Source organism: Paenibacillus sp. 22594 (genome assembly GCF_052044425.1).
Classification (GTDB): Bacteria; Bacillota; Bacilli; order Paenibacillales; family Paenibacillaceae; genus Paenibacillus_AQ.
Map to the genome: position 1 here is coordinate 131,108 of NZ_JBQENA010000001.1, position 25,225 is coordinate 156,332.

General features: G+C 55.4%; 9 protein-coding genes. All 9 read right to left on the reverse strand.

All coding sequences use genetic code 11. The features are described from left to right. Positions 1–21 precede the first annotated feature (21 nt). Positions 22–777, reverse strand: a complete 756-nt coding sequence (locus tag ACTJKB_RS00595) for a GNAT family N-acetyltransferase (RefSeq protein ID WP_440831334.1) — start codon at positions 775–777, stop codon at positions 22–24. A gap of 88 nt (positions 778–865) precedes the next feature. Continuing rightward, positions 866–1,624 carry a VOC family protein gene (locus ACTJKB_RS00600; protein WP_440831335.1) on the reverse strand — a complete coding sequence of 253 codons (759 nt, stop codon included), beginning with the start codon at positions 1,622–1,624 and terminating at the stop codon, positions 866–868. Then, on the reverse strand, positions 1,621–2,505 hold the full coding sequence (locus ACTJKB_RS00605) for a stalk domain-containing protein (protein ID WP_440831336.1): 885 nt from the start codon (positions 2,503–2,505) through the stop codon (positions 1,621–1,623). The genes ACTJKB_RS00600 and ACTJKB_RS00605 overlap by 4 nt, the downstream gene beginning before the upstream one ends. 28 nt (positions 2,506–2,533) lie before the next feature. Beyond that, on the reverse strand, positions 2,534–9,151 hold the full coding sequence (locus ACTJKB_RS00610; protein ID WP_440831337.1) for an amino acid adenylation domain-containing protein: 6,618 nt from the start codon (positions 9,149–9,151) through the stop codon (positions 2,534–2,536). 25 nt (positions 9,152–9,176) lie between these two features. Continuing rightward, a complete protein-coding gene (locus tag ACTJKB_RS00615) occupies positions 9,177–15,752 on the reverse strand; it encodes an amino acid adenylation domain-containing protein (RefSeq protein ID WP_440831338.1) in 6,576 nt (2,191 codons plus the stop codon). Beyond that, on the reverse strand, positions 15,752–18,901 hold the full coding sequence (locus ACTJKB_RS00620; RefSeq protein ID WP_440831339.1) for a type I polyketide synthase: 3,150 nt from the start codon (positions 18,899–18,901) through the stop codon (positions 15,752–15,754). Before ACTJKB_RS00620 ends, ACTJKB_RS00615 begins: the two co-directional genes overlap by 1 nt. Positions 18,902–18,906: 5 nt before the next feature. Next, the gene (locus ACTJKB_RS00625) at positions 18,907–22,245 is read right to left on the reverse strand and encodes a non-ribosomal peptide synthetase (RefSeq protein ID WP_440831340.1); all 3,339 of its coding nucleotides are present in this window, start codon (positions 22,243–22,245) and stop codon (positions 18,907–18,909) included. A 12-nt stretch (positions 22,246–22,257) separates the two neighbouring features. Then, positions 22,258–23,889, reverse strand: coding sequence for a non-ribosomal peptide synthetase (locus tag ACTJKB_RS00630; RefSeq protein ID WP_440831341.1), 1,632 nt, complete (start codon positions 23,887–23,889; stop codon positions 22,258–22,260). Then, positions 23,886–25,208, reverse strand: coding sequence for an ACP S-malonyltransferase (locus ACTJKB_RS00635; RefSeq protein ID WP_440831342.1), 1,323 nt, complete (start codon positions 25,206–25,208; stop codon positions 23,886–23,888). The genes ACTJKB_RS00630 and ACTJKB_RS00635 overlap by 4 nt, the downstream gene beginning before the upstream one ends. Positions 25,209–25,225 lie beyond the last annotated feature (17 nt).

Below are 25,225 nucleotides of genomic sequence, written 5' to 3' on the forward strand. Positions count from 1 at the left end.
TTTTCCCTCCCTGTATCCGTCCTATTTGGCGCTGTCGAGCAGTTTCGCGAACTTGCCCGGACTCATAATCTCGTGGGTAATATACGTACCATTAAGATACAGACTAAAGGTTGTCCAGACCGAGGGGGCAGCCTGTGCTTCTTCCCTGGTAGTAAGCAGGTGAGCCGTAAACGGGATGCCTTTCTCCTTGGCCACTTTCCGCAAATCCTCCAAAACGCCAACGGCAAAGGGGCATTGTGCTGTGTAATAAATACAAATCCCATCGCCTGAGGCTGGCGCAGACTTCACAGAATGTGCAAAAGTCGGCTGCTTCCCCTCATCGTTCCACTTTAGTACCGCCAACTCGAAATAAGGAGCTGCTTCATCGATGATTTGAAAACCCATATGCTCAAAAAAACGTTTGTCGCTCAAATAAGGCATCTTTTTCTTGCTGACAATATGGACAATACCATCCATGCCCTTGGCTTGAGCATCTGCCTTGCATTTTTCCAGAAGCTGTTTGGAATGACCGTTATCCTTGTGTCTCCCAGATACCCATAGGCAGTTAATATACATATAGTTAGGGGCATTAAGCGGGATCCAAGCCTTCTCAGCAGGCAAATATTCAATAAAAACCTTCGCCCGGTCATTCAGCCGGTAAAAAACCAGCCCTTCCTCCATCCGTTCACTCAGCCATTGTTTTTTGTCCCGGACCGCCTGCTCATATTGCTTCGCGCCCAGGGCACAGCAGATATGTTCGTGCTCAATATTTTCTTTGGTAATTTGCAAGTAGGTCATTGTGTCACTACCTCACTATTCTTTTTGGAATATCCGGGATAGCCAAACGTCAAACAGTTGTTTAGGGCTATCCCGGAAGAATATTTGCTTAGAACCCATGTTGGATCGAAAAGAAAGCTCCCTGCGGATCTTGCAAAGTGGCAAATGTCCCGCCACCCGGCACAGGAGTTGGGGCAATAACCACAGCAGCTCCCAAAGCTGCCGCTTGCTGAGTGACCTTCTCGCATCCGGGAACCTTGAAATATAATCCCCAGCCACTGCTCATGTTCGCCATGTCTTTGGGGATTTCCTTCATGCCGGCTACGTAGTCTGCTCCAACCTTGAACTGGAGATAACGGCCTGACGGAGTAGGCACTTCTTCCATTGCCCACCCCAGCAGTTCCGTATAAAAATGAGCGGCGGCGTTCAGATCCGTTGTATACAGCTCATGCCAGTCGATAGAGTACGGTTCGTGCTGAACGCCCGAGCCCAGGTGCTCTGCCGCTTCCCATAAGGCCACCATCGCTCCGGTAGGATCACGGAATGCACACATACCGCCCTTGTCCGCTATCCGTCTTGGGGCAATGAGCATTTCCGCTCCAAGTAGCTGGGCCCGTTCAGCCGAGAACCCCACGTCCTGAACAGCAATGTAGCAGCCCCAGAAAGAGGTCAACTTGGGATCACCCAAGGAATACATGGCAGCCACATCTTGTTCGTCCGATTGGAATACCGTGTAGCTGCGCCCATCTTCCATAGTTGTCGTTTGCGTGGTCCAAGGAAATAATGCGGTATAAAATGCAGCGGATGCCGCCGGATCACCGCTACCTAACTCGGCCCAGCAAAACGTACCTTCGTTATAATGCTTCATAGGTCTTTGAACCGGAGCTGAATTTCCGTAACCTGTTTACGGTAATCCTTCAGATCCTCATGCACATATACTTCCCGTGACGGTGATGTAAGCTGGACTCCTGTATTTTTAGCATATAAGTCCATTTGCGCCCAGACGTCACCCAGCGTATCCGGCGTTCCCTGGTGAACCACCGACAGGAAATAACCGCCTTCCAGCGTTTTGGTAACTATCGGAATCTTCTGGCCCTTGTACTCTATGGACTCGCCCTCCACAGCTTTGCTGACCGGAATGCAAAGCTCTGTGTCATGTCCCAGTTCATAATTCTGCTCATAATACAAACTCATGCCTTGACCATTGATTACATCTTTCACTTTGCTGTCCAGCAGGGTAAAGACCTTGGTAATTTCCTCGTATTGGCCGCGGTAACGGATGCTTGCAACCTGAATGGGGAAAACGTACTTTTTGACAACGGTGAATTCCGGCTTCAGATCCACTGCGGTTTTCGCCGGATTCCAGGTTATTACAAGCCCAATCGCCTCCAGCGCCTCCAATGGAACGAGGATGGCGGACTGATGCTCTCTAGGGGCTGTATGAAGAGTAATGGTCTGCTCGTTGACCTTCATTTGCTTGCTGCCGGGAACCAGTATTGCCGTCCGGGCAAACGTTGACAGGGTAAGCTTCCTTTCTTTGGCAGCCCATTGCAAATCTGCACCCAGTTCTTCGGAGACAGGCCGGATCGGTACGAGCCAGGTCTTGCCCTCCTGAACCGGTGAGGCCCCTGCAAAGGTAATCGGTGTGCCATTCCACGAGATCTTGATCCCTGGAGCAGCAGCCGATAAGGCAGAGCCGCCCGGACAAGCCAGCAGCGCAATAAATAACAGCAGCAAAAATTTCTTCATGTTCTATTCCCTCCTGAATTTAGGTTATTTATCGGCCTTGCCGCTGTTTGCCGGCTAACTGGGCCAGGGCGCTGCGCCGGGAATCGGCCCGTTCCCGCTCCAGAGGCAAGCCATCCTGCGGCGGGGAAGCTGCTTCATCTTCCAGCAGGAATTCACACAGCTCCCTAATCGTCGGATACCTGAATAGTTCTACCATTGTCAGCCTGCTTCCATAATCCTCCTGCAATTCACGGAAGAGCGCGACCATGGTAATCGAATCACCACCAAGATCGAAGAAGTTATCGTGCAGGCCAATATCCTGACGGTTCAGAACTTTGCGCCAGGCATCCGCAATCTGCTGCAACAACGGAGCTGATCCAGAGGGGAGTTCGCTAGTCGTCATAGCGGCCGCTTCATCGGTTTCCGGGAGCTGCGGCGCCAGAAGAGCAAGCGCTTTGCGGTCCACTTTGCCATTGGCCGTCAGAGGGAAATTCTCCAGCTCCTGTATAGCGGACGGTACCATGTATGAAGGCAATTTCTCTTTTAGATAAGCGGTTAGGGCTTTGCCGATGTCCGGTTTGCTCTCCTTGGCAGTGGTTTTATTGGAAGAATAGAGGTTCATCTCTTCCACCTGTCCAGACAAAGTCATCTGCTCAGGCGTAATCCCGCCTCCAAGCAGGCAATGCAGATAAACATCGTTACTACGCAGCCGGAACATTGGGCGGATGTGATCGAAACCCAGGGTACCCATTTGAATTAAGCCAATTCCGTTTTCAGGGCCTTTATCTTCCAGGAGCTGCGAGATGATCCCGGCTTCCATCATCGAATAGCCCAGGCCATCCTTCTGTCCATACATAGGGACGATTGCATCCATGCAGCCGATCAGGAAAATCTGGAAGGCCGAAGCTTCAAAAACTTCACGGTTCCCCGGCGCATGAATGGCAGCATCCATCCTTGGATGTTCTTCTAGCAGAACAAGCTGATGCTCCTTGCGGTTGTAATAATACAGCCCGCCAGGCAGATCCTCTACCGCTCCCGGCTTCAGATGGAAGTAGACCTGGACTGGATACAACCCGCCTGCAGAACCATATTGGAACTTGGGAAAAGGAAGACCATCGAAAGTCCTTTGTGACAGAGCGGACGTAAATGCCCCGAATTGCCGCCGGGAAATCGGCTCCTTCACGAAGCTGCGGTAGCTGCGCCGCCGCAAGAATGGAGCGTTGCCTTCCTCTGCATCGCCCAGACTGTAGCTTTTACCGGATAGATTATTTCGCAATGCGGGTTCATTCAGCTTGAACAACATCCGGTCCACTGCCCCCGTGATCAATTCCTGCCCGGCCATCCCCGTGACACCGTAAGCCTGTTCACGGTCCACGGTCACATAGGCGGACAACCGTTTGCGTTCGCCTTCCCCCTGGCTGATTACGGTGGCCTCCCTGATATAAGGATGGGATTTCAGGGCAGCTTCGATCTCGCCTAGCTCAATGCGATGTCCGCGTACCTTAATCTGCAAATCCTCCCGGCCCAGGAATTCTATATTCCCGTCCTCCACATATCTCCCGAAATCACCGGTGCGGTAGAGGCGCTGGCCGGTCAGAGGATGACGGATGAACCGTTCAAGGGTTCGCAGTTCATCTTGCCAGTAGCCCATAGCTAGGCCTTCTCCCCCAATATACAATTCCCCGCATACGCCAATAGGGCACTCCTCCATCCGTTCGTTCAGCACGTATACCCGTTGATTGGCGAGTGAACGTCCGTAAGGAATGCTGGTCCAGCCAGGCAAGACCTCCTGAATCGGGTAAGCAATCGACCAGATAGCTGCTTCGGTGGCCCCGCCTAATGAGACCACCTCAAGCCCTGGCTTCAACCGGCTGGCTGCTTGAGGCAAGCCCAGCGGGATCCAGTCACCGCTAAGCAGAGCGAGCCGTAGCGAGCCGCAGACCGGAGCATTCGTATCCTTGACCAGTTCGGTAAGCATGCTAAGGAGAGCAGGAACTGTATTCCAGAGGGTCACGCCTGTCCGGTTCATCAGCTCCAGCCAATGCGCAGGGTCCCGGAGATGATCCTTGTCCGGCAGAACGAGTGTGCCTCCTGCAGAGAGCATGCCGAAGATATCAAACACGGACAGGTCAAAGTTCAGCGCAGACAAGCCGAACATGACATCATGCGGTCCAACTTTATAAGTGTGAAGAATATCTTCAGTGGTATTGAGAACAGAGCGGTGATTAACCATGACCCCTTTGGGAACGCCTGTGCTTCCTGAAGTGAACATAATATATGCCAGGCGGTCCGCCGCCTCCGGATCCTCTGCTCCGTATTTGCCGTCGGGCTTGCACTGCTCATTAAGAACAACATGCATAAGCTGCGGCCAATCTGTATGATCCAAATGGGGCTGAATGACGGCATTTGCGACTTGTCCAAGCCGCAGAAGCTCAGCTATCCGGGCTTGGGGAAGCGAGGCATCCACGGGCAGATACGCGCAGCCAGCCTTGAGAATGCCAAGCACGGCAGCAATCTGCTCCCAGCCCTTGTGCATCACAACGGCCACCGGTTCGCCCGGACGGGCTCCATTAAGGATAAGCTGACCGGCAACGTAATCGGCGTAGTCATTCAATTCGGAATAACTAAGCTGCCCTCCAGAGGCGATAAGTGCCACTGCGGACGGACGCTGCCGTACATTGTTATGGTAACGCTCCAGCAGTGATCCAGGTGACGAATTAGGCGGCAGTGGCCGGGCATGGAACGTTGCAACCTCATGAAGACGTTCGCGGTGCGGCATCCTGCGCGAAAGCTCCATACTCAGGGGCAGTGGTTCATCCCAGACTTGTGCTTCCTTAGCCAGCATGTCCAGCAGCCCGCAATACGCAGCGAACATCTCGTCCAGCATGCCGGCCGGGAACAGTTCATCTACAGAATCCCAATTGAAATGCAGTTCCCCATCCCGTTCCAGCACCTGGTGATCCAGCCACACCTGAGGAGTCTGCGAGACACTGTAGCGATCCTCCTGCAGAGCCTGTGCGGGCTGGCCTTCGGCCACAGCCTGTTCCGTCTGATTCAGAATGCTCGTAAAGATTACGGGTACAATCGCCTTCGATGGCTCTTTGTATTTGGCCAGCAGCTCCCTTGTCACCCGCACACCGCTGAAATAGCGGTGATCCATATCCTCAAGCAGCCTGCGCTGATGGCGCCGGGCCCGGCTGATGAAGGCACCCGGTTCACGGTTGTCAATTTCCAGCAGAGTCAGGGAGGTGAAGTCCCCAATGACTTCGCCTACTTCGGGATGGATCGGCAGACGGTTGAATAAGGTCAGATTAAGGGCGAAATGCGCCTTGCGGCTCCATAACGTCAGCACCTCCGAAAAAGCAGACAGTAAAGCCACCGTAGAGGTAATGCCATAACCTTCCGCTCTCTTTTTGAACTGCTTCCAGTGTGGGGCGGAGATGACATGCTGCCGCCGTCTGAATTCCGGCTTCAGCACCTGGGACGGTTCCTTCACCAGTTCAAACTGCGGTCCCATCGGCAGGGAGTCCAGCCGGCCCTTCCAGTACGTCTCGGAGCGGCTGAATAATTCGCTTTTTTCAATCTCTGCAGCAGCCAGCACATAATCGCGGAAGGACAAGGTCAGCGGCTCGAAGACATGGGCTGGATTCAGGTACAGCACAGAGAGCTCGCGCAGCAGCAGCTCCAGGCTCCAGGCATCGGCGATTAGCAGATCGACGCTGATATGCAGCCGGACCCGGCCTTCAGGCAGCCGCGTCGCGCGGACATCAAACAGCGGCCACTGGCTGCAATCCAGCACCTGGTGCGACATCTCTTCACGAACGGACCGCACATGGGCGCTCCGTGCCTCTTCCCCGAAAGAGGCGATGTCATAAGAACGGATTGCATAGCCGGGAACATGAGGCAAAATCTGCTGCTGTCCATCTGGAAGAATTACTGCGCGAAGCATGTCATGCCGGTCAATCAGCGCTTGGAACGCCTGCTGGAACGTGTTCAGATTGAGGTCATCGACATCATTTTCAAAATACATATGGGTCGATACATTCCCAAGCTCCAGGCCCTCCGAACGGCCGATCCAGTAGGCCTTTTGCACATCGGTCAGTGGAAAGGGTTCATACCGCTCCGCCAAGGCAATCTGCACCTCAGGAAGATCGGTATACGCACTGATGCCTTGCCCGGATTGCTCCGCTGCCAATGCAGCCAGATCGTCCACAGTAGGATGATCGAAAAACTGCTGGAGCGTAATTTCCGTACGGAAGGTCTTGTTCATCACAAACAAAATTTGGGTCGCCAGCAGGGAATGCCCGCCCAGCTCGAAGAAGGTCTCTTGTCCATTCGTGATCTCAAGCCCAAGGCTCTGCTCCCAGATTTCTTTGACTTTCTGCTGATAATAGTTGTTGCTAGCCGTTCTGTTCCCTTGGCGGCTGTCACTCTCAACATCTGCTGTGGCACGCCCGCTGGAAGGGCCGATCCAGAATACACCACGTTCAAAAGGATAGGTTGGGAGCTCCAGCTTGTGTCTGCGTTCCCCTTCGTAATACAGCGCCCAATCCAGTTCAGCGCCTGCCAGCCATAACTGGGCAATTTCGCTTTGCAGCCAATATTGTCCGGGTGCTTGGCCTGCCGCTGCAATCTGCCCGCCGGTTTGGCTGGGCTTGCCCAGGTTCAGGACATAGACCTGCTCCACCTGTACAGGTGCTTGACCGGAAGTATGATCCTTGTCTTCGCTATAGACTTGATGTATAGCATCCTCCAAGGCGCATTCGCCCTCCAACACCTGTCTGGCCCAGTCTCCTATTCCTGCACCAACGATGGAAGAGGCCTCAATGCCCCAGCCAAGGAACAGGCGGCCAAGCGCCAATTGCAGCGCAAACGACAGCATTCTCCCGGTAGCGGTAGAAGCTTCAGGCGCAAGGGCGGACCGAACATAATGTCTCAGGTCGAGTGGATAAGAGCGGCGGATTTGGTCGGACAACTCGCCAATCAACTGCTGAAATGACGGATTCGATTCGTATAAATCGCGGGCCTCCTCTGCAGAGAGCACACAGTTTTGGGAGAAGCTTAAACAAACTGCCAGCTTGCCCTCCGTAGATCCCAGACGTGTAGTACCCGTTACACTCGCAGCCCTTAGCTGCTCCAGCAGATCGGTGCGCCCGCGAAAGACAATAGCTTTTGAAACGGCAAATACTGCCCGTCCTGTCTTAAGGGTATAGGCCACGTCGCTTAGATTAAGCTGCGGGTGTATTTCTATATGAGCCGCCATATTGGCGCACATCCGCTCCAATGCACTTGCTGTCTTGGCCGACAGGACCAGAAGCTCGCAGCGGTTCTCCGCATCCCCTTCCGCCTGAACCGGTGCTTCTGTCAGCACCAGATGGGCATTGATTCCACCTAGTCCAAAGGAGCTGACTCCGGCATACCGCCCATATTCCCCGGCATCCCAGTCAGCAAGCATATCATTCACGTAGAAGGGGCTGCTGTGCTCCTCAAGCTTGGGATTCGGTGTCTCAAAATGAAGACTTGCCGGAATTTTCCGGTGCTTGAGCGCCAAGGCTGTTTTGATCAGACCGGCTGCCCCAGAAGCCATCTCGACATGGCCGATGTTGGTTTTGGCTGAACCAATTGCGCAAAAACGGTTGGAGCGTGCCGCTGCGAATGCTCTACTTAACGCCTCAAGCTCAATATCATCTCCTAGCGGCGTGCCGCTGCCGTGTGCTTCAACGTAGCTGATTGCATCCGGCTGGACTTGGGCGATGCTCATGGCTTCAGCAATGACTGCCGCCTGGCCATCCACACCGGGAGCAGCGTAGCCGATCCGGTTAGCGCCGTCGCTGTTAATCGCCGATCCTTTGATTACGGCCTGGATCGTGTCTCCGTCACGCAGCGCATCTTCAAGCCTTTTCAAGACGACGATTCCCAGGCCATTGCTGTATACAGTCCCAGTAGCCTCTGCGTCAAAAGCGCGAATCATCCCATCTGCTGCGGTCAACCCCCCTTGGCGATGCAGATAACCCGGAACTTGCGGGAATTTGAGCGTCACACCCCCTGCGAGCGCGAGGTCGCATTGTCCGCTGAGCAGACTTTCACAGGCCAAATGCGTTGCTACGAGAGAAGTCGAACAAGAAGTCTGTACGGCAACGACAGGTCCGCAAATATTTAGGCGATAGGCAATTTGGGCGGTCATATGGTCCTTGTCGTTGGCGATCATGAGCTGCAAATCACTGACGGATTCGTTCCGGTCCCTGTCCGCAAGCAAGTGGTTAATCAGGTAGGTACTGGTGCTGACTCCCGCGAACAAACCAATCAGTCCGGGATAATTCAGCGGGTTATACCCTGCCTTCTCCAGTACCTCCCAGGCGCTCTCCATAAAAAGCCGATGCTGCGGATCGGTGATTTCGGCTTCCCTGCCGGTCAGCTTGAAGAAGGCTGCATCAAATTTCTCGGTGTCCTTCAGTGAAGTATTCACCGGGATCAGACCTTCGCTCCCCAAGCGGTTCAGGGGTTCTATGCCTGGTCCTGCCGGTGCGGGGCTTAGCTGAAGCGCATCCGTCCCACTAACGAGAAGCTCCCAATACTGCTCCACGGAATCCACCCCGGGGAACCGGCACACCATGCTGACGATGGCGATATCATTGCTTATATCCTGCTCCGACTGTTCCTTGCTCACTATTTTTCCTCCCTTATGTTCAAAATCATCTGCGGCGCGTCTGTCTTGCATGAAACCGCCTGTCCGCCCGGTCCACCGCTTTTTGCTCCATACCTGCAGGGCACTTGTCCACTGAAGCACTTCCGAAAAATTCAACCATCGCCGCGACGGAGGTATGCCTGAACAGCTCGACGATAGGAATCTCGCGGTTCAGCATCCCCTGCAGCTTCAATTGCATTTGAACCAGCTTAAGCGAATTGCCGCCAAGATCGAAAAAATGCTCATCCCTGCCGATATGCGGACGGTTCAGCAGTTCCTTCCAAATGGAGATAATACCTTCTTCCAGTACGGATTGCGTCGGTCCCACTGCGAGTTCAATCGTCTCAGGCAGAATGGCCAAAAGTGCTTTGCGGTCAATTTTGCCGTTGGGAGTCAAAGGGAATTCTTCGAGAATGCTTATACTGTAAGGAACCATGTAGCCTGGAAGCCGGGAGCGCAGATGGGAACGCAGTGCAGCCGGGTCCGGCAAGGGTTGCAGTTCCGAACCGAGAATCACAAAAGCGCGCAGACGTCTCGCGTCCTCCTCTCCTTCAGCAAGCACAGTAGCCTCTTGAACGCCGGGACAGGTCTTCAGGGTGCTTTCGATTTCACTTAACTCAATGCGGTAGCCGCTGATTTTGACCTGGAGGTCGTCGCGTCCAAGGAATTCAATGACTCCGTCTGACCCATAGCGGCCCCAATCCCCCGTCCGGTAGAGGCGTTCTCCGGTGATAGGCGACATGACAAAGCGCTCAGCAGAGCGGATCTCATCCCGCCAATAGCCGCTGGCAACGCCCAGACCGCTAATATATAACTCTCCCGGCACCGATACTGGACATTCTTCCATCCGTGCATTCAGCACATATACACGCTGGCCGGACATGGACAGACCATAGGGAATGTTGGTCCAAGCCGGATCGACAGTGTGAACCGGGAAGTGAATCGACCAGATCGCTGCTTCGGTTGCCCCGCCAAGCGCAATAACCCCGGCCTCAGGACTCAGGCGGCGGATGGCTCCCGGAAGAGTAGAAGGAATCCAGTCTCCGCTCAGCAGGCACAGTCTGAGGGAATCCAGCCGTACTTCAGATGCGGCATACATCAATAGCATGTTCATGAAGGCCGGAACGCTGTTCCAGACCGTAACCCGGTGCTTCTGCATCAGCTCCAGCCAGTGTGCCGGATCGCGCAGCCGCTGCGGCTCTGGCAGCACAAGTGTGCCTCCTGCCGCCAAGCAGCCGAAGATGTCGAATACGGACAAATCGAAGCTTAGCGAAGAAAGGCCAAGCACGACATCCTGCGGGTTCAGCCCATAGCTGCGGTTAATGTCGGTCAACGTATTAACCGCGGCTATATGGCTGATCATCACCCCTTTAGGCGTTCCTGTACTGCCGGAAGTGAATAAAACGTAGGCCAGCTGCTCGCCTATTCCATCCGCATGGCCTCCATATTCCGGCGTCTCTTCGTTTCCGGTGTTTACGTTGACCTCTATGGTCTTCATACCGGTAGTGGCCCAATCACCTACAGGGACAGAGGACTGGACCAGTACCACTTGAACCTGTCCGAGCTCCAGCAGCTCACCAATGCGGTAGGCAGGCAGACCCGCATCCACCGGCAGGTAGGCAGCTCCGGCCTTTAAGATCCCTAGGACCGCCGCCACCTGCTCCCAACCTTTTTCCATCACTACGGCAACCAATGTCTCCGGCTGTATGCCATACGCCACCAGCTGATGCGCTACAGCATTGGCAGTGCGGTTCAGTTCCTCGTAAGAGAACGTATATCCATTGGCAATGAGAGCCGTTGCACCAGGCTGGCTGCGGGCCATCCGCTGAAAGCCATGATGCAGGGCAATGTCCTGCGTCTCCTGTTTGTGTTGGTGTCGTGTGTCAATTTCTGCCAGTCTAAGACGGTGAGCGAATCCGGCTGAACCCGAATCGGCCAGCGGCAGTGCCTGCTCCCAGGCCTCTTCTTCTTCTGCCAAACGGCGCAGCAAGCTTCCATAGATGGCAAACATCTCATTCAGCACTCCCGGCGGGAACTTGCTCTCTACCGCGTCCCAATTGTAGTGAAGCTCGCCGTCCCGTTCAGCTACCTGGTGATCCAGCCACACCTGAGGTGTCTCCGACAGACTGCGCGCTTCCGTCTCGGATTCATTCCTCCGCTGGAAGATCTGATCAAATCCGGCTGTCGTCCCCTCCGTGCCAGACAAGTCCAGCAGGCTTGTGAACACTACCGGAACCGGTTCACTCAGAATGCTGTGGGCCATAAGCTGTTCTGTCACACGGATGCCACTGTAAAGGCGATGATCGAGATCGGTCCACAGACGCTCCTGGAGCTGTTGAGCCCTGCTGCCAAAAGGAAGAGGGTCACGGTAATCGACCTCCAGAAGACTGATGGTTGTGAAATCGCCAACCAGATGCTCCATTTGCGGATGCAGCGGGAGACGGTTAAACAGCGTTAGATTCACCAAGAAATGCGGCTGCTTGGCATACAACGCAAGCACTTCCGCATAACAGGCGAGCAGCAAAGCGGAGGAAGTTAACCCCCGTCTGCGTGCCGCCGCCGACAGCTTCGACCAGAGCCTGGCCGGCAGAACGGCCTTCCAGCGCTTGAATTCCTGCCGCGTCAAGACTTGAGAAACCGCAACAGGCAACTGCGGACCACCCGGGAGGCTGGAAATTCGCTCTTGCCAATAGGACTGTGCTATTCTGTAGCGGTCTGCAGAGGTTACGGACAGCAAGGAAAGTACATAATCACGGAAAGTCGCTTCCAGTGGCGGCAATTCGGCCGCTCCGGCATACAGCGCAGCCAGTTCATCCAGAATAATCCGAAAACTCCGCGCATCGGCGATCATTAGGTCAAAGCTGATATGCAGCCGGGTCAGTCCTTCGGGCAGCCGGGTCGCTTCAATGGCGAACATCGGCCAACTGCCGGTATGAATGGTCTGCGACATCACTTGACGAATGTCGTCTAGCCGCGCGATGCGCTCCGCTTCGGAGCAGCTGCTTGCGTCTGCCATTCTCACTGGGTATGGCGGGACTTCCTCCAGAATCTGCTGCAAGCCGTCCGGCATGATCATGGCCCGCAGCATAGGATGCCGCTTAATGAGCGCCTGGAAGCACTGTTCGAAACGTTCAATATCAAGACCCGCAAACTCCATCTCCTGGTAGACATGGGTGGCGGCGCTGCCATTCCGTCTCCCACTCCAATAGGCCATCTGCACTTCGGTCAATGGAAAGGGTTCAAAGGCTTCATGCGGCGACACTGTAAATTCGGGTAAATCCACTCTGGCTGAGCTTCCTGTCTCTGACAAAGATGCCACTGCAGCCGTATCCAGTTCAGTTGCCATATTGGCAATGGTGGAGGCGATAAGCAGCTCCCGGAGCGTCAGCTCTACCTCCATCCTGGAGCGGATTTCAGCCAGCAGCTTGACAGCGAGCAAAGAATTACCACCCAAATCAAAAAAATGATCGTATATTCCGACGCTGGTCAGGTTCAGCACCTCACCCCATACCTCGGCGAGCCGGATCTCAGTTGTGCTTCGCGGCGCTGTGTAACTGCGGGTTAACACCGCCTTGTCCAGTGGCAGCCGTGAAAGGAATTGCCGGTCTACCTTGCGGTTTGGTGTCAAAGGCAGCTCAGCAAGCTTAATGAACCGTGCCGGGATCATATAACCGGGAAGCACCCCGCGGAGTGTTTCCTTCCAGTCTGCTTCGTCAGGAATGGCCTCCTTGCCGGAGGCTGAAGGAGACGGCACCCAATACGCAGCCAGCAGTTGTTCTCCCTGTCCGTCGTCACAAGCGACCACGGCGCTTGCCGCAATCTCTGGCTGAAGGTTCAACTGCTGTTCAATCTCAGAAGGCTCGATGCGGAAGCCCCGCAGCTTGAGCTGCTGGTCTTTGCGGCCGAGATAGACCATTTCTCCTCCAGGCAGCAGCCGGACCCGGTCTCCCGTATTGAATAGCCGTCCTCCCGCCTTGTCCAGCGGGTTTATGATGAACTTCTGCGCGGTTAGCTCCGGCTGACGGTGATAGCCATCCGTTACGCCGTCACCTCCGATGTACAGTGTGCCTTCGGCTCCGAGTGGGACAAGCGCCAGCGCTTCATCCAGGACCAAGCAGGTTGTACGTCCGATCGGTCTGCCAATCGGGACTTTGTGCAGGAGGTCATCCGGCGTAAGCTTGTGGGCCAGAGACCATACCGCCGTTTCGGTAGGACCGTACAAATTCCATACCGCTTTACCCCTATGGAACAATTGTGCAGCAAGCTCCGGCTTCAGTTCCTCACCACCGCAGAGTACAGTCATGTGCTCCGAACCCTTCCAGCCCTCCGCCAGCAGCAGCCGCCACAATACCGGTGTTGCCTGCATAAAGGTCGGCTTATAACGATTCATATTCTCCATAAGCAGTCCTGGATCTCTGCTGCTTCCCTCCTGCGGGAAGATCACCGCTGCCCCAACGGATAATGGCAAAAACAGTTCGAGCAAGAAAATATCAAACGAGCATGTCGTGACAGACAACAGCGAATCCTCGGAAGTCATATGCAGCAGATCCTGGATGGCATATAGGAAATGGACCGCATTCCGTTGAGTCACGGCTACCCCTTTGGGCTGACCTGTACTCCCGGAGGTATAAATCATATAAGCGTGATGCGGTCTGTCAGATGTCTTGGAGCTAGATAGGACACCATTCGTTTGCCAACACAGGCTGCCTGGGCTGATGTCGCAGCAGCGATGGCCGCCGAACCGCCCGGCTTCCGCAGGATGATCTACCAGAATGCAGTCCAGTTCGGCGTGGCCCGCGATGTATTGCAGCCGCTGCTCTGGAAAGGCCGGGTCGAGCGGAACATAAGCGCTGCCGCTGATCAGAATGCCCAGGATGCCTGCCGCCAGCTCGAACGAAGGACGGGCACAGATGCCAACGCGACGGCCCGGCCCTGCGCCGGCTGAGCGCTGCAAATATGCGGCTAATCGCTCTGCGGCCCCATATAATTCAGCATAAGTATAGGAACGTGGGCCGCAGACAATAGCCACGGCTGACGGGCTGGCTGCGGCTTGCCGCTCCACCAGTGAATACAGTGTCGACCCCTCCGGGTAAACGACACCCGGGCCGATGCCTGCCTTACGCAGCTCCGCTTCTTCAAACGGAGAAATCAATGGAAGCTGCGGGAGCGTCTGCTGCACGTTTGCCGGCAAATGCCCAAGCATCCAGACATAGTTGGCGAGCAGTCCTTCTGCCATTCTTTTGTCATAGAGATCGGTGTTGTATTCCAGCATTACATCCAAATGGTGGAGATGCTCGATAACTTCCAGTGTGATATCGAATTTGGCAGAGGGCTGAGTCCACTTCTGTGGCGTGCAGACAGCACCGTCCAGTTGATCCAATGACATGCCGCCTTGCTGGAAGATAAAAAAGAGCTGGAATAAAGGCGAATAAGCCATGTCCCGGGGCGGATTCAATGCATCCAGTACATGCTCGAACGGAACTTCCTGAGCTTTCAGGGCTCCAAGCACTGTCTGCATGGTCAGTTGCAAGACCTCTGTGAAGCTGCCCGCTTCGCGGATATCCGTTCTTAACACCACATTGTTCACGAAGCAGCCCAGCATCTCTTCGGTTTCTTCCCGGCATCTTCCCGCCGTCGGAGTACCGGCCACAACATCTCCCCTGCCGGTGTATCTGTACAGCAGCACGTTGAAGGCAGCCAGTACAGTCATGAAGAGCGAGGATCCTGCAGATTTTGCGAGAACTCTGAGCGCTTCAAGCTCCTCCGCTTCGACCCGCAGCGTGCAGCTAGCTCCACTCGAGGTCAGCAAGCGCGGGCGCGAGCGATGGGAAGGAATTGTATAGAAAGGATCTGCGCCCCGCAGTTGCTCCTTCCAGTAATTCAGACCTTCTGTCAGCATCTCTGCCTGCATCCATTCTCTCTGCCAGCAGGCATAATCGGCATAGTCGTATACACGCTGATTAGGCAGTGGGCTCTGACCTTTGCATAATGCGTTATAGAGCTGCACCCATTCTTCTGTAAGCAATCTAAGCGACCAGCCATCCGCAACAATATGATGAATGACGAACACAAGCATGTGATCGTCCTCTGCCAGCTCATACAATCCGGCGCGCAGCAATGGCGGCTTGCCGAGATCAAACGGCTGCGTAAGCAGCGGCTGGGCCGCCAGTTCGACCTGGCGCAGCCGCTCCGCTTCCGATGCCCCTGTGACCTTGACCTGCAGCAGCGGAATGTTGCTGCCAGCGGCAATGTGCTGTTGCGGCTTCCCCTCTGTGGCGGTGAATGAGGTCCGGAAGCTCTCGTGCGCGGACGCCAGCAGGCGCAGGCTGGCTTCCAAATGCCCCTTCTTAAGAGCACCGGTAATTCGGATAGCCTGATGTAGATGATAACTGGAGGCGGTGCCGCCGAGCTGTTCCATCAGCCATAACCGCTCCTGGCTGTAGGACAACGGTAATCCCTTGCCATCGCGTGTTTGTTTTTCCAGTGGAATTTGCAGCACGGGAATGCCCCGTTCACGCATTTGCAGCCGAAACCATTGTTTTTGCTCAGGCGACAATGAGGATAAGGCTACTTGTTCGGCCATTACCCCTTCCCTCCGCTCGGTTTGAGTTTGTCCTCTGCAAGGCCGCTGGCGATCTCGCCACTGCTCATAGCAGCCATTTCCTGGAACAAACTTGCAATGGATTGCTCCTTGCGGGTCTCTCCGGAAGTGTTCTCCAGCACTTGAGCCATTCCGCTTACGGTCGGATGCAGAAATATGTTCTCGATGGACAGTTGTACGCCCAAAGCTTGCCGAATCCGGTCAAGCACCTGGGTGGCCAGCAGCGAATGACCTCCCAGCTCGAAAAAGTTATCATCTGCACCCACCGGTTGAATATGAAGCTCCCGTTCCAAAATCTCCACAAGCTGCTGCTCGATGCTTCCCTCCGGCGCACGGTAAGCTGCCGTTACCTTAGGCCGGGCATGGTGTGATCCGGTTTGACGTTGCTCGGGAATGGGACTGAACGGTACGGATATCCCGGATGCTTGTGTCCCTGCCGCAACCGTGGCATTTGAGCCGGATGGGGCAGCTTCGGGATATACCCAGTAGCTTTGCCGGGAGAACGCATATGTTGGCAGCGGAACCCGCCGGCGCGTCTCATTTCCGAAATAAAGCCCCCAGTCCAGATCTGCACCGCATACCCATAGGTTGGCTATGGCCTGGGCCAACACCCGCGTGTCCTCGTCCTGCCCGTCGATAGAACGCAAGGCGGGCACCCATACACTGTCTTCAGCCGCTGCCGGGTTCTGCCGCCCCAGACCACACAATGTGGAGCCTGGTCCTAATTCCACAAACAACCGGTTCCCTTCGCGCAGCAGGGCCCCAAGTCCATCCATAAAGACAACCGGGTCGAGAATATGCCGGGTCCAGTACTCGGGATCCGTAGCCTCCTCAGCCTTCATCCAGGTACCGGTAAGACAGGACATTATCGGAACAGCGGGTTCCTTTAATTCCAACTGCATCAACAGCTCACGGTAAGCGGCGACCATCGGCTGCATCAGCGGTGAATGGAAGGCGTGAGAGGTGGACAGTTTTTTATTAAAAATCCCTTCTTCCGTCAGCCGCTGCTCCAGTTCGGTAATGGCGGCCTCTTCTCCCGACAACACGCATAGACCTGGACTGTTGACCGCTGCCAGCGTAATTCTCTCTTGAAGATATCCGTTCACTGCTTCACGGCTGAGGCCAACGGCCAGCATCGCTCCTCTTTCGGTCCGGGACATCCACTCTGCCCTGCGGCAGACCAGCAGAACTGCGTCTTCAAGACTGAACACACCAGCAATTGCTGCGGCGGCGTATTCTCCCAGACTGTGGCCGATCATGGCCTGTGGACGAAGTCCCCGGCTGATCAGGAGCTGGGCCATAGCGTACTCAACAGCAAATAACAATGGCTGGGTAAGCGCGGTCTCGTTCACGTCCAGTGTTTGCGGGTGGTTCTTCACGGATTGCATCAATGGCTTGATATCCATCCCCGTCAGGCTTTGGATCTGCACTGCGCAGCGGTCGTAATAATCACGAAATACCGGTTCAGCAGCATAAATCCCTGCCGCCATCCCCACATATTGCGAGCCTTGCCCCGTGAACATAAACACCAGAGGACGGTTCCTGGAAGGACTTTCTCCCTGGTATACCGCTTGCGGGTCGGCCGCTTCCATTGCCAGGACCGCTTCTTCCTGCGTGGAGCAGACCACAGCTGCCCTGATCCCAAAAGCCTGCCGGCCAACCGACAGTGTATATGCCACATCCGCTAGTTCAGTCTGCGTCTCTTCGCGCAAATATTGCTGCAGCCGGGACAGATTACCAGCCAGGGAGGTCTCGGATTTCGCTGAGACCGGAAGGATATGCCACCCCGGCGCGGCTGATGCGCTGTACATACGTGGGCCTTCTTCAAGGACCACGTGGGCATTGGTGCCGCCCATACCGAGCGAGTTCACTCCGGCGCGGCGCGGGTAGGCTTGTTCGGGCCAATCCGTAAGCCCTGTATTTACGTAAAAAGGACTGCCGTCAAAGTCAATCGCCGGATTAGGGCGCTCATAATTCAGCGTCGGCGGAATTTGCTTGTGGTGCAGCATGAGCGTCGCTTTGATAAAGCCGGCAATGCCGGCGGCAGAATCGAGATGGCCTATGTTCGTCTTGACCGAACCGATCGGGCAATACCCGCGCTGGTTCGTGCCGAGGCGGAACGCTTGAGTCAACGCCTCTATTTCAATGGGATCTCCCATTCGTGTTCCGGTGCCATGCGCTTCAACGTAACCAATCGTCTGCGGGTGAACCTCTGCCAGCGCCTGGGCCGAAGCGATGACTTCGGATTGTGCGCCTACGCTTGGCGCGGTATAGCTGATTTTATCCGCTCCGTCATTGTTGACGGCAAACCCCTTGATGACAGACCAGATATGATCCTTGTCGCGGATCGCTTCATCCAGTCGTTTCAGCACGACAAGACCGTAACCGTTGCCCGGAACAAATCCGCTGCTGTTCTCGTCAAAAGCGCGGCAGTGCCCGTCCGCCGACATAATTCCTCCAGGCTCATACAGGTAGCCTGCACGTTCAGGCGGGCCAACCGTGATGCCACCAGCCAGCGCCATGTCACATTGATAGGTCAACAGGCTCTGTGCTGCCATGCAGACGGAGACCAGAGAGGTGGACGACGAGGACTGCACCGCCATAGACGGGCCTTTGAGGTTCAGGCGATAGGAGATCGTTGTAGCCATACTGTCCTTGTCATTGCCGATGGCTGCCTGCAAATTGCCGGTGGCCAGCATTTTTTGAATATGAGGATAGAGGTTCAGGAACAGATATGAGCTCATGCTTTTTCCGGCAAAAACGCCCACGGAGCCTCTGCATTCTGAGGATTGGTAGCCCGCATGCTCCAGCGCTTCCCAAGCACATTCGAGCATCATCCGATGTTGGGGGTCCATAAGCTCCGCATCCTTGGGATTGATCCCGAAAAAAGCGGCATCGAATGCATCGAGCTGGCCGATTTCCCCTTTGGCCCGGACATAATTCGGCTGACTCAGTATTCCGGGGTCAATGCCGGCCTCCTCCAGTTCCCGGCTGGAGTAATGGGAAATACACTCTTTCCCCTCGGTCAGATTCCGCCAGAAGGCCTCCAGGTTCTCGGACTGAGGGAACCTTCCCGCCATGCCGATGACCGCAATTTCATTTCCGTTATAAGGATACTCAGGATGACTCATAGCATCTATTCCTCCTTCTCTGTGGTGCTGCGAACCGCTACGGAAGAAGCTGTTTTCCGGTAACGGAGAAATGCGTTTTTTTGCTTCGCGGCCGTCTCGTAAATATCAGTCCCCAGAGCATCGCGCGAGCCTTCGCTGAGATATCCGGCAAGTGAACGGACCGTCGGGTATTTGAACAAATCCACCAGCGTCAGTGGAACGGGAAATTCCCGGCTGAGCCGGTCATGCACTTTGGCGAGCAGCAGCGAATGTCCGCCCAGATCAAAAAAGTTGTCTTCCACGCCAATCTGCCGGAGCTGAAGAATCTCCTCCCAGACCTTTGCGATGGTTTTCTCTGTGGCGGTCTGGGGCTGTTCATAGGCGGCCCCGTTACGGGCAAGGCTCTCGCCGGGCTGCGGAAGGGCAGAAACCTCCAGCTTGCCATTGGCATTGTAGGGAATACGCTCCAGTTGAATATAAGCAGCGGGCTTCATATATGAAGGAATCCGCGACTCCAGCCAATGCGTCAATTGCTGGCCGATAATGCTCGCTTGGCTGCGGACCGTATAGTACGCGAACAGCCGCAGGTTGCCTTCAAAATCGGGCTGAGGATGCACGGCCGCCTCTTCGACTTCCGGGAAAGCGCATAAATGCCGCTCCACTTCACTTAGCTCAATCCGGTATCCGCGAATTTGGACCTGCCGGTCGCTGCGGCCGATGAAGGCAAGCTCGCCGCCCGGGAGCCAATATCCGGAATCTCCTGTCTGAAGCAGCCGCTCACCCTGACGGAACGGATGGGGAACAAATGCCGCTTCGGTCAAGTCACGGCGATTCAAATATCCACGGGCCAATCCGTGTCCAGAGATGCAGATTTGCCCCTTCACCCCAATCGGAACCGGCCGTAGATGAGGGTCCAGCACATAGACTTGGTGATTGGCTACCGGCCTGCCCAGCGAAGCGGAAACGGCCTGCCCCCCATCCTGGCCGGGCTTCAGCAGCTTATACGTACTGCACACGCCGGATTCTGATAGTCCATACCCGTTGGCAATATCCATTCCGCGCAGCCTGTCCACATGTGTGGGCAGCAAAGTCTCTCCGCCGCTCAGAATGAGGCGAAGCAGGGAAGAGGCTCCGCCGTCGCTATTCAAGCGCCGAACCATAGAGGGTACGGTGCTGAGGATCGTAATGTGATGCCGCTCCATGTATGCCCGCAGCTTGCCCGGGTGCAGCACAGTTTCGGTATCAGGCAAGACGAGAGTCCCTCCGGCAGCCAGAATCGGCAGCGATTCCCCGATGAAACTGGCCGAAGCAACCGATGTAATGGGCAGCAGACGATCTGAGTCCGTCACCTGGTACGATGAAACAAAGGAGTGGACCAGATTGTCGATGCTGCGCCGCTCCAGAAGGACTCCTTTAGGGACCCCTGTCGAACCGGAAGTAAAGATGATAAAAGCAAGCGCCTGCGGCGATAATCCATTGTCCGGTCCCCGCTCGTCCTGCTCACCGAACACCGGGAGCTGCTCCTCCAGCAAGATTACCCGCCCGGGCGGGAGCGGCAGCAACGTGGAATGGACGGCATCACTAAGTGCATGCACGTCGCCAAGCTCCTCCACCATCTGCCGGATACGTTCCCGGGGCATCGCAGGATCAACGGGCACCACGGCTCCCCCTGCTTTGGATACGGCAAGTGCAGCCGCCACAAAACGTCCCGAGGAGGGAAGGCAGACGATCACCGGCGTCTCCGCGTGCAGACTCTTGTCCATAAGCTGTGCCGCAAGACGGTTCGCCCACTGGTTCAGGTCGCGGTAACTAAGTGCATGTTCTCCCTCAAGCACCGCGCAGTTCTCAGGAGTTTGGGCAGCTCTGCGCTCGATCCACCTTACAAATCCATGTTCCGGTACTGGCTGCTCTGTCTCGTTCCATGTCCGTAAGATCATGTTCTCTTCTGAGGCCTCCAGCAGATTGAGCCGTCCAAGCGTCTCCTGCGGATCATCCAGAGCTGCCACCGCCAGCCGGATAAAATGCCCGATCATTCGTCTCATCGTTGCTCTTGTGAACATATCGGAGCTGAATTCAAAAGTCCCCCGCAGTCCTCCGTCCTCCTCCCAGCAGGATACGGACAGATCATTCTGGGCAATTCCGATATCCAGCGGGACGGCTGACAAGCGGAGACCTTGCGCTTCCATAACGGGCATCTCCAGATTATCGAGCTGGAACATGGTCTGGAAGACGGGCTGTACGCTTCGCCCGCGGTCCGGGTTCAGTCTCTCGACAAGCAGATCGAACGGCAGGTCCTGATGGTCAAAAGCCAGCAAAGCCTCTTCTTGAACGCTCCTTGCATAATCTATAAAAGGCAGGTCGCCCCGCGGCTGCGTACGGACTACCACAGTATTCACGAACATCCCTATCAGCGGCTCCAGCTCGGTTCTTGTCCGTCCGGCTACCGGCGTGCCGATAAGCAAATCTTCTGCTGCACAGTATCGGAAGAGCAGCGTCTTGAAGACGGTCAGCAGGAAGTGAAACACCGATAAGCGTTCCTTCCGGCAAAAGCTGCCAATGCGCTCATACACGTCAGGCTCTATCCGAAACGATTCCATCCCTCCCAAGCCCGACATGGAGCTTGGCCGTTTAAAATCGGAGGGTATGTCCAGCATAGGGGGCGCGCCTTCCAGCTTATCCAGCCAGAATTCCAGATCCCGTGCATACGCCGTCTCTTCGCTCCGGTTTTCAAGCCACCGTACATAGTCCCGGTACTGGATCGCAAGCGGCTGCAAGTCTGGAGCTGTCCGGTCCAGCTCTGCTTCATACAGATGTGTGAAGTCACGAAGGAGAATCCCCTTGGACCAGCCGTCCGCTACAATATGGTGCATGCGGATGATCCAGATATGCTCCTGCTCACCCACATGCAGCAGTGTAAAAGAAATTAGCGGATCATGCTCCAGGTCTATCGGACTTCCCGCAATGCGTGAGATTTCGGCATGCAGCCATTCGGAAGAAGCGGCTTTGCCACCGCCCTCCGCTCCCACTACTTCAAAAGCTAAGTCTCCTGCGTGAGGACAGGCGCACGGTTCACCCTGGCGCAGTCTGTAATTTACGTTCAGTAGTTCGTGGCGCTCCAGCAGGGAGCGCAGTGCTGCCCGCATGCAGTCTGAGTCGAGTTTCCCTTCGATCTTCAGCACCGCGCTGTTATTGAAGGCGGCGCTGCCCGGATGCAACTGCTGGAGGAACCAGATCCCGCGCTGCGCGGGAGACAAACCGAAGGAACCAGACTCTCCTGTACGGGGAATCGCCGTGTGCCCGTGCCCCGGAACTGAAATGCCTTTTTTGCGCAATAATCTGTCATACAGCTCATTGTTTATCATCATTATTCCGCCCCCTTAGCTTCGTGCGGCCTTACCTCCGTGGATGGCAAGCAGGAGGCTCCGGTCTGCCTTGCCGTTTGGTTTCAGTGGAATTTCATCCATCCAGATGATCTCTGTCGGAATCGCATATGCAGGCAAATACAAAGCAAGCTCGGCGCGCAGCGCCCGCAGCTTGTCCTGTTCCGGAATGGGCTCCGCGTCTGTAGCCGCAACCACAAAGGCGGTTAGGAATTGTTCCCCGGCATCACCTATGCGCACCCCTGCAACAGCGGCTTTTACATGTTCAGCACGGAGCAAGCAGCTCTCCACTTCACCCAGCTCAATGCGGAGTCCACGCAGCTTGATCTGATCGTCCTCCCGTCCGGCGTACATGACCTCCCCCTCCATAGTCCATGAGGCGAGATCGCCTGTACGGTACATGCGCTGTCCGGGCTCATAGGGATTGGGCACGAATCTCTCGAGCGTTAACTGTGGCTGGTTCAGATATCCGCGTGCCAGACCCACTCCTGAGATATATAGCTGTCCCGTCTCTCCAATGGATGCAAGCGTTAAATCATCCCTCAGAATATACAAGCGGATGTTGTCAATGGGGCGTCCGATGGGAACTGGCTGGTCCAGAGAATCCCGCTCACAGACATGACAGGTGACATCAATCGCCGCTTCCGTAGGACCATATAGATTGATCAACTTCACTCCTTGTTCGGGCGGGAAGGTATGGTAGAACTGACTGACCAGCGGGACGGTCAACGCTTCTCCGCTGCAAAAGACATACCGCAGGCTGCGCAAGCGTTCCAGAGCAAAATCGCTGCCGATATATTCAAGGAACAGACGCAATACGGAGGGAACAAAATGAATGACACTGATCCCTGTTTTCTCGATATGTCGCACGAACACGCGCGGATCATTCTCCTTGCGCGGCTGCAGCAGACAGACCGCAGCGCCTGCGGTTGACCACCAGACCAGTTCCCAGACCGAGACATCAAACGTATACACTGTTTTTTGGAACAGGATATCTTTGCGGGTAATGGGAAAGGTTTTTTGCATCCATTCGATCCGGTTGGTCAAGGCATCATGCTCCACAAGCACACCCTTGGGGTTGCCGGTGGAACCCGAAGTATAGATTACATAAGCCAGATCACCCGGCTCTGGTCCGTCCGGCAGATTCGTCTCGGGCAGATCACGGTCTGCCAGTCTATCCAGCGGGACCCATTTTGCTGTTGCAGGCAGCACAGACGGACGGGAAACGCCTCCCTCCGTAACGACCCAGCCCGGGGCGCTGTCAGACAGCATGGTCTGCAGCCTCATAGGCGGACTCTCCAGATCCAGCGGCAAATATGCAGCTCCGGCTTTGAGAACACCGAATATGGCAACCAGCATGTCAAAAGAACGCTCAAGCATTAAGGCGACAATCGACCCGTTTCCGGCGCCGCTTGACCGCAGCGCATGAGCCAGCCGGTTCGCCGCACGGTTCAATTCCCCGTAAGTGTAGATGGCCTCCTTTACGTATACAGCAGGTGCGAGCGGCTGCTCCGCCACGCGTGCTTCAAATTGCTGGACAATGGTGGTGTCCTGTGGATAAGGCGCGGCGGTATCGTTGAAGCCGCGCAGCGTATGCAGCAATTCGTTCTCTACAGTAGGCAGACTCATTCCGGTTCCCTCCTTGCAATCGCAGTAACCTCATCTTGCCGCTCCACACCGGTCTTTTCCTTGATCTGCAGCCAGCGAAGCTCCCGTTCACTGTCCGGGATACGCTTATCTTCAAACACAGCCTGCAGCATGGATATCGCCAGGGCAACATGCTCTTCTCCAAGCACTATTTCCCCTTGATCAAGCTCATGCTTCATCTGTTTGACTTGTGTATACAGCTCCAAAGACGGCATATCCGAGGTATCAGCCTGGTTATTATTGCGTGTCGTCATGGCATGGGTTAGACACATGCTTATCGCTTTAAGCCGCAAATCTGCGGCGGGCGGGCTTGTCTCAGCCTTGTGCCTGGGCACAGGCGTGGCGGAAGAAGCGGCGACGAGATTTCGGATCGTCATCCGGTCCAACTTTTCATCATGGGCATACACACGGGTCTGCTCAGAAATTTCGGGCATCAGTGTTTTGAGAATGTTTTGCGGACCCATTTCAATGAATGTCCGAACACCGTTCTCCAGCAGATACATGATGGAGTTCTGCCATAGCACCGGTTTGTATAGCTGCTGCGCCAGCAGCTCCTGCATATCCTGGATAGATGTATAAGGCCGTCCAGTTACATTGGACAGAAGCTGACAGGCCGGAAGGCTCCAGTTATATTTGAGCAGCTCCTCCGTCATTTCCGCCGCTCTCGGCTGCATTAGAGCACAGTGATAAGGGGCGCTGCCGATCAAGTGGCTAATCTGTGCATAGGTGGATGCTTCCGTGACTCGCTGCTCCAGCTCCGCAAGTGCAGCGTCTTGACCAGAAACTGCGATCTGGCTGCGGGAGTTATGGCAGGCAATGCTGACCTCCTGCCCCTCGGCTTGCAGTTCCAGGCACAGCAAAGCGACTTGTGCAGGATCAACCGATTTCATAATACTCATAGCGCCGCCCGTGGCTTCCATAACCTCTTCCGCCAGCCGTGCACGGAAGCGGACCAGCATCAGCCCGTCCCTGAAGGACAAGGCACCGCTGCAGATCAGTGCGGAATATTCGCCCAGACTGTGTCCCGCCATGTAGGCTGGGAGCGGTCCGCCTTGCTCCCGGTATAGGCGGTAATGGGCAACACTCGCGACACAGATGGCCGGCAGCATATGCCCGATCCGGTTCAGCTTGACCGTGCTGCCCTCCATCATCAGCCGGGATAATTCAAACCCGAGAATGTCATCTGCCTCATGCAAGGTATCCTGCACCATGCGCGAGGATTCATAGAGGCTCCGCATCATTCCTTTATACTGGGCCCCCGATCCGGGGAATAATAAAGCCAGGTCTGCTTGATTGTTCATCCGATCCTCACCCTTCT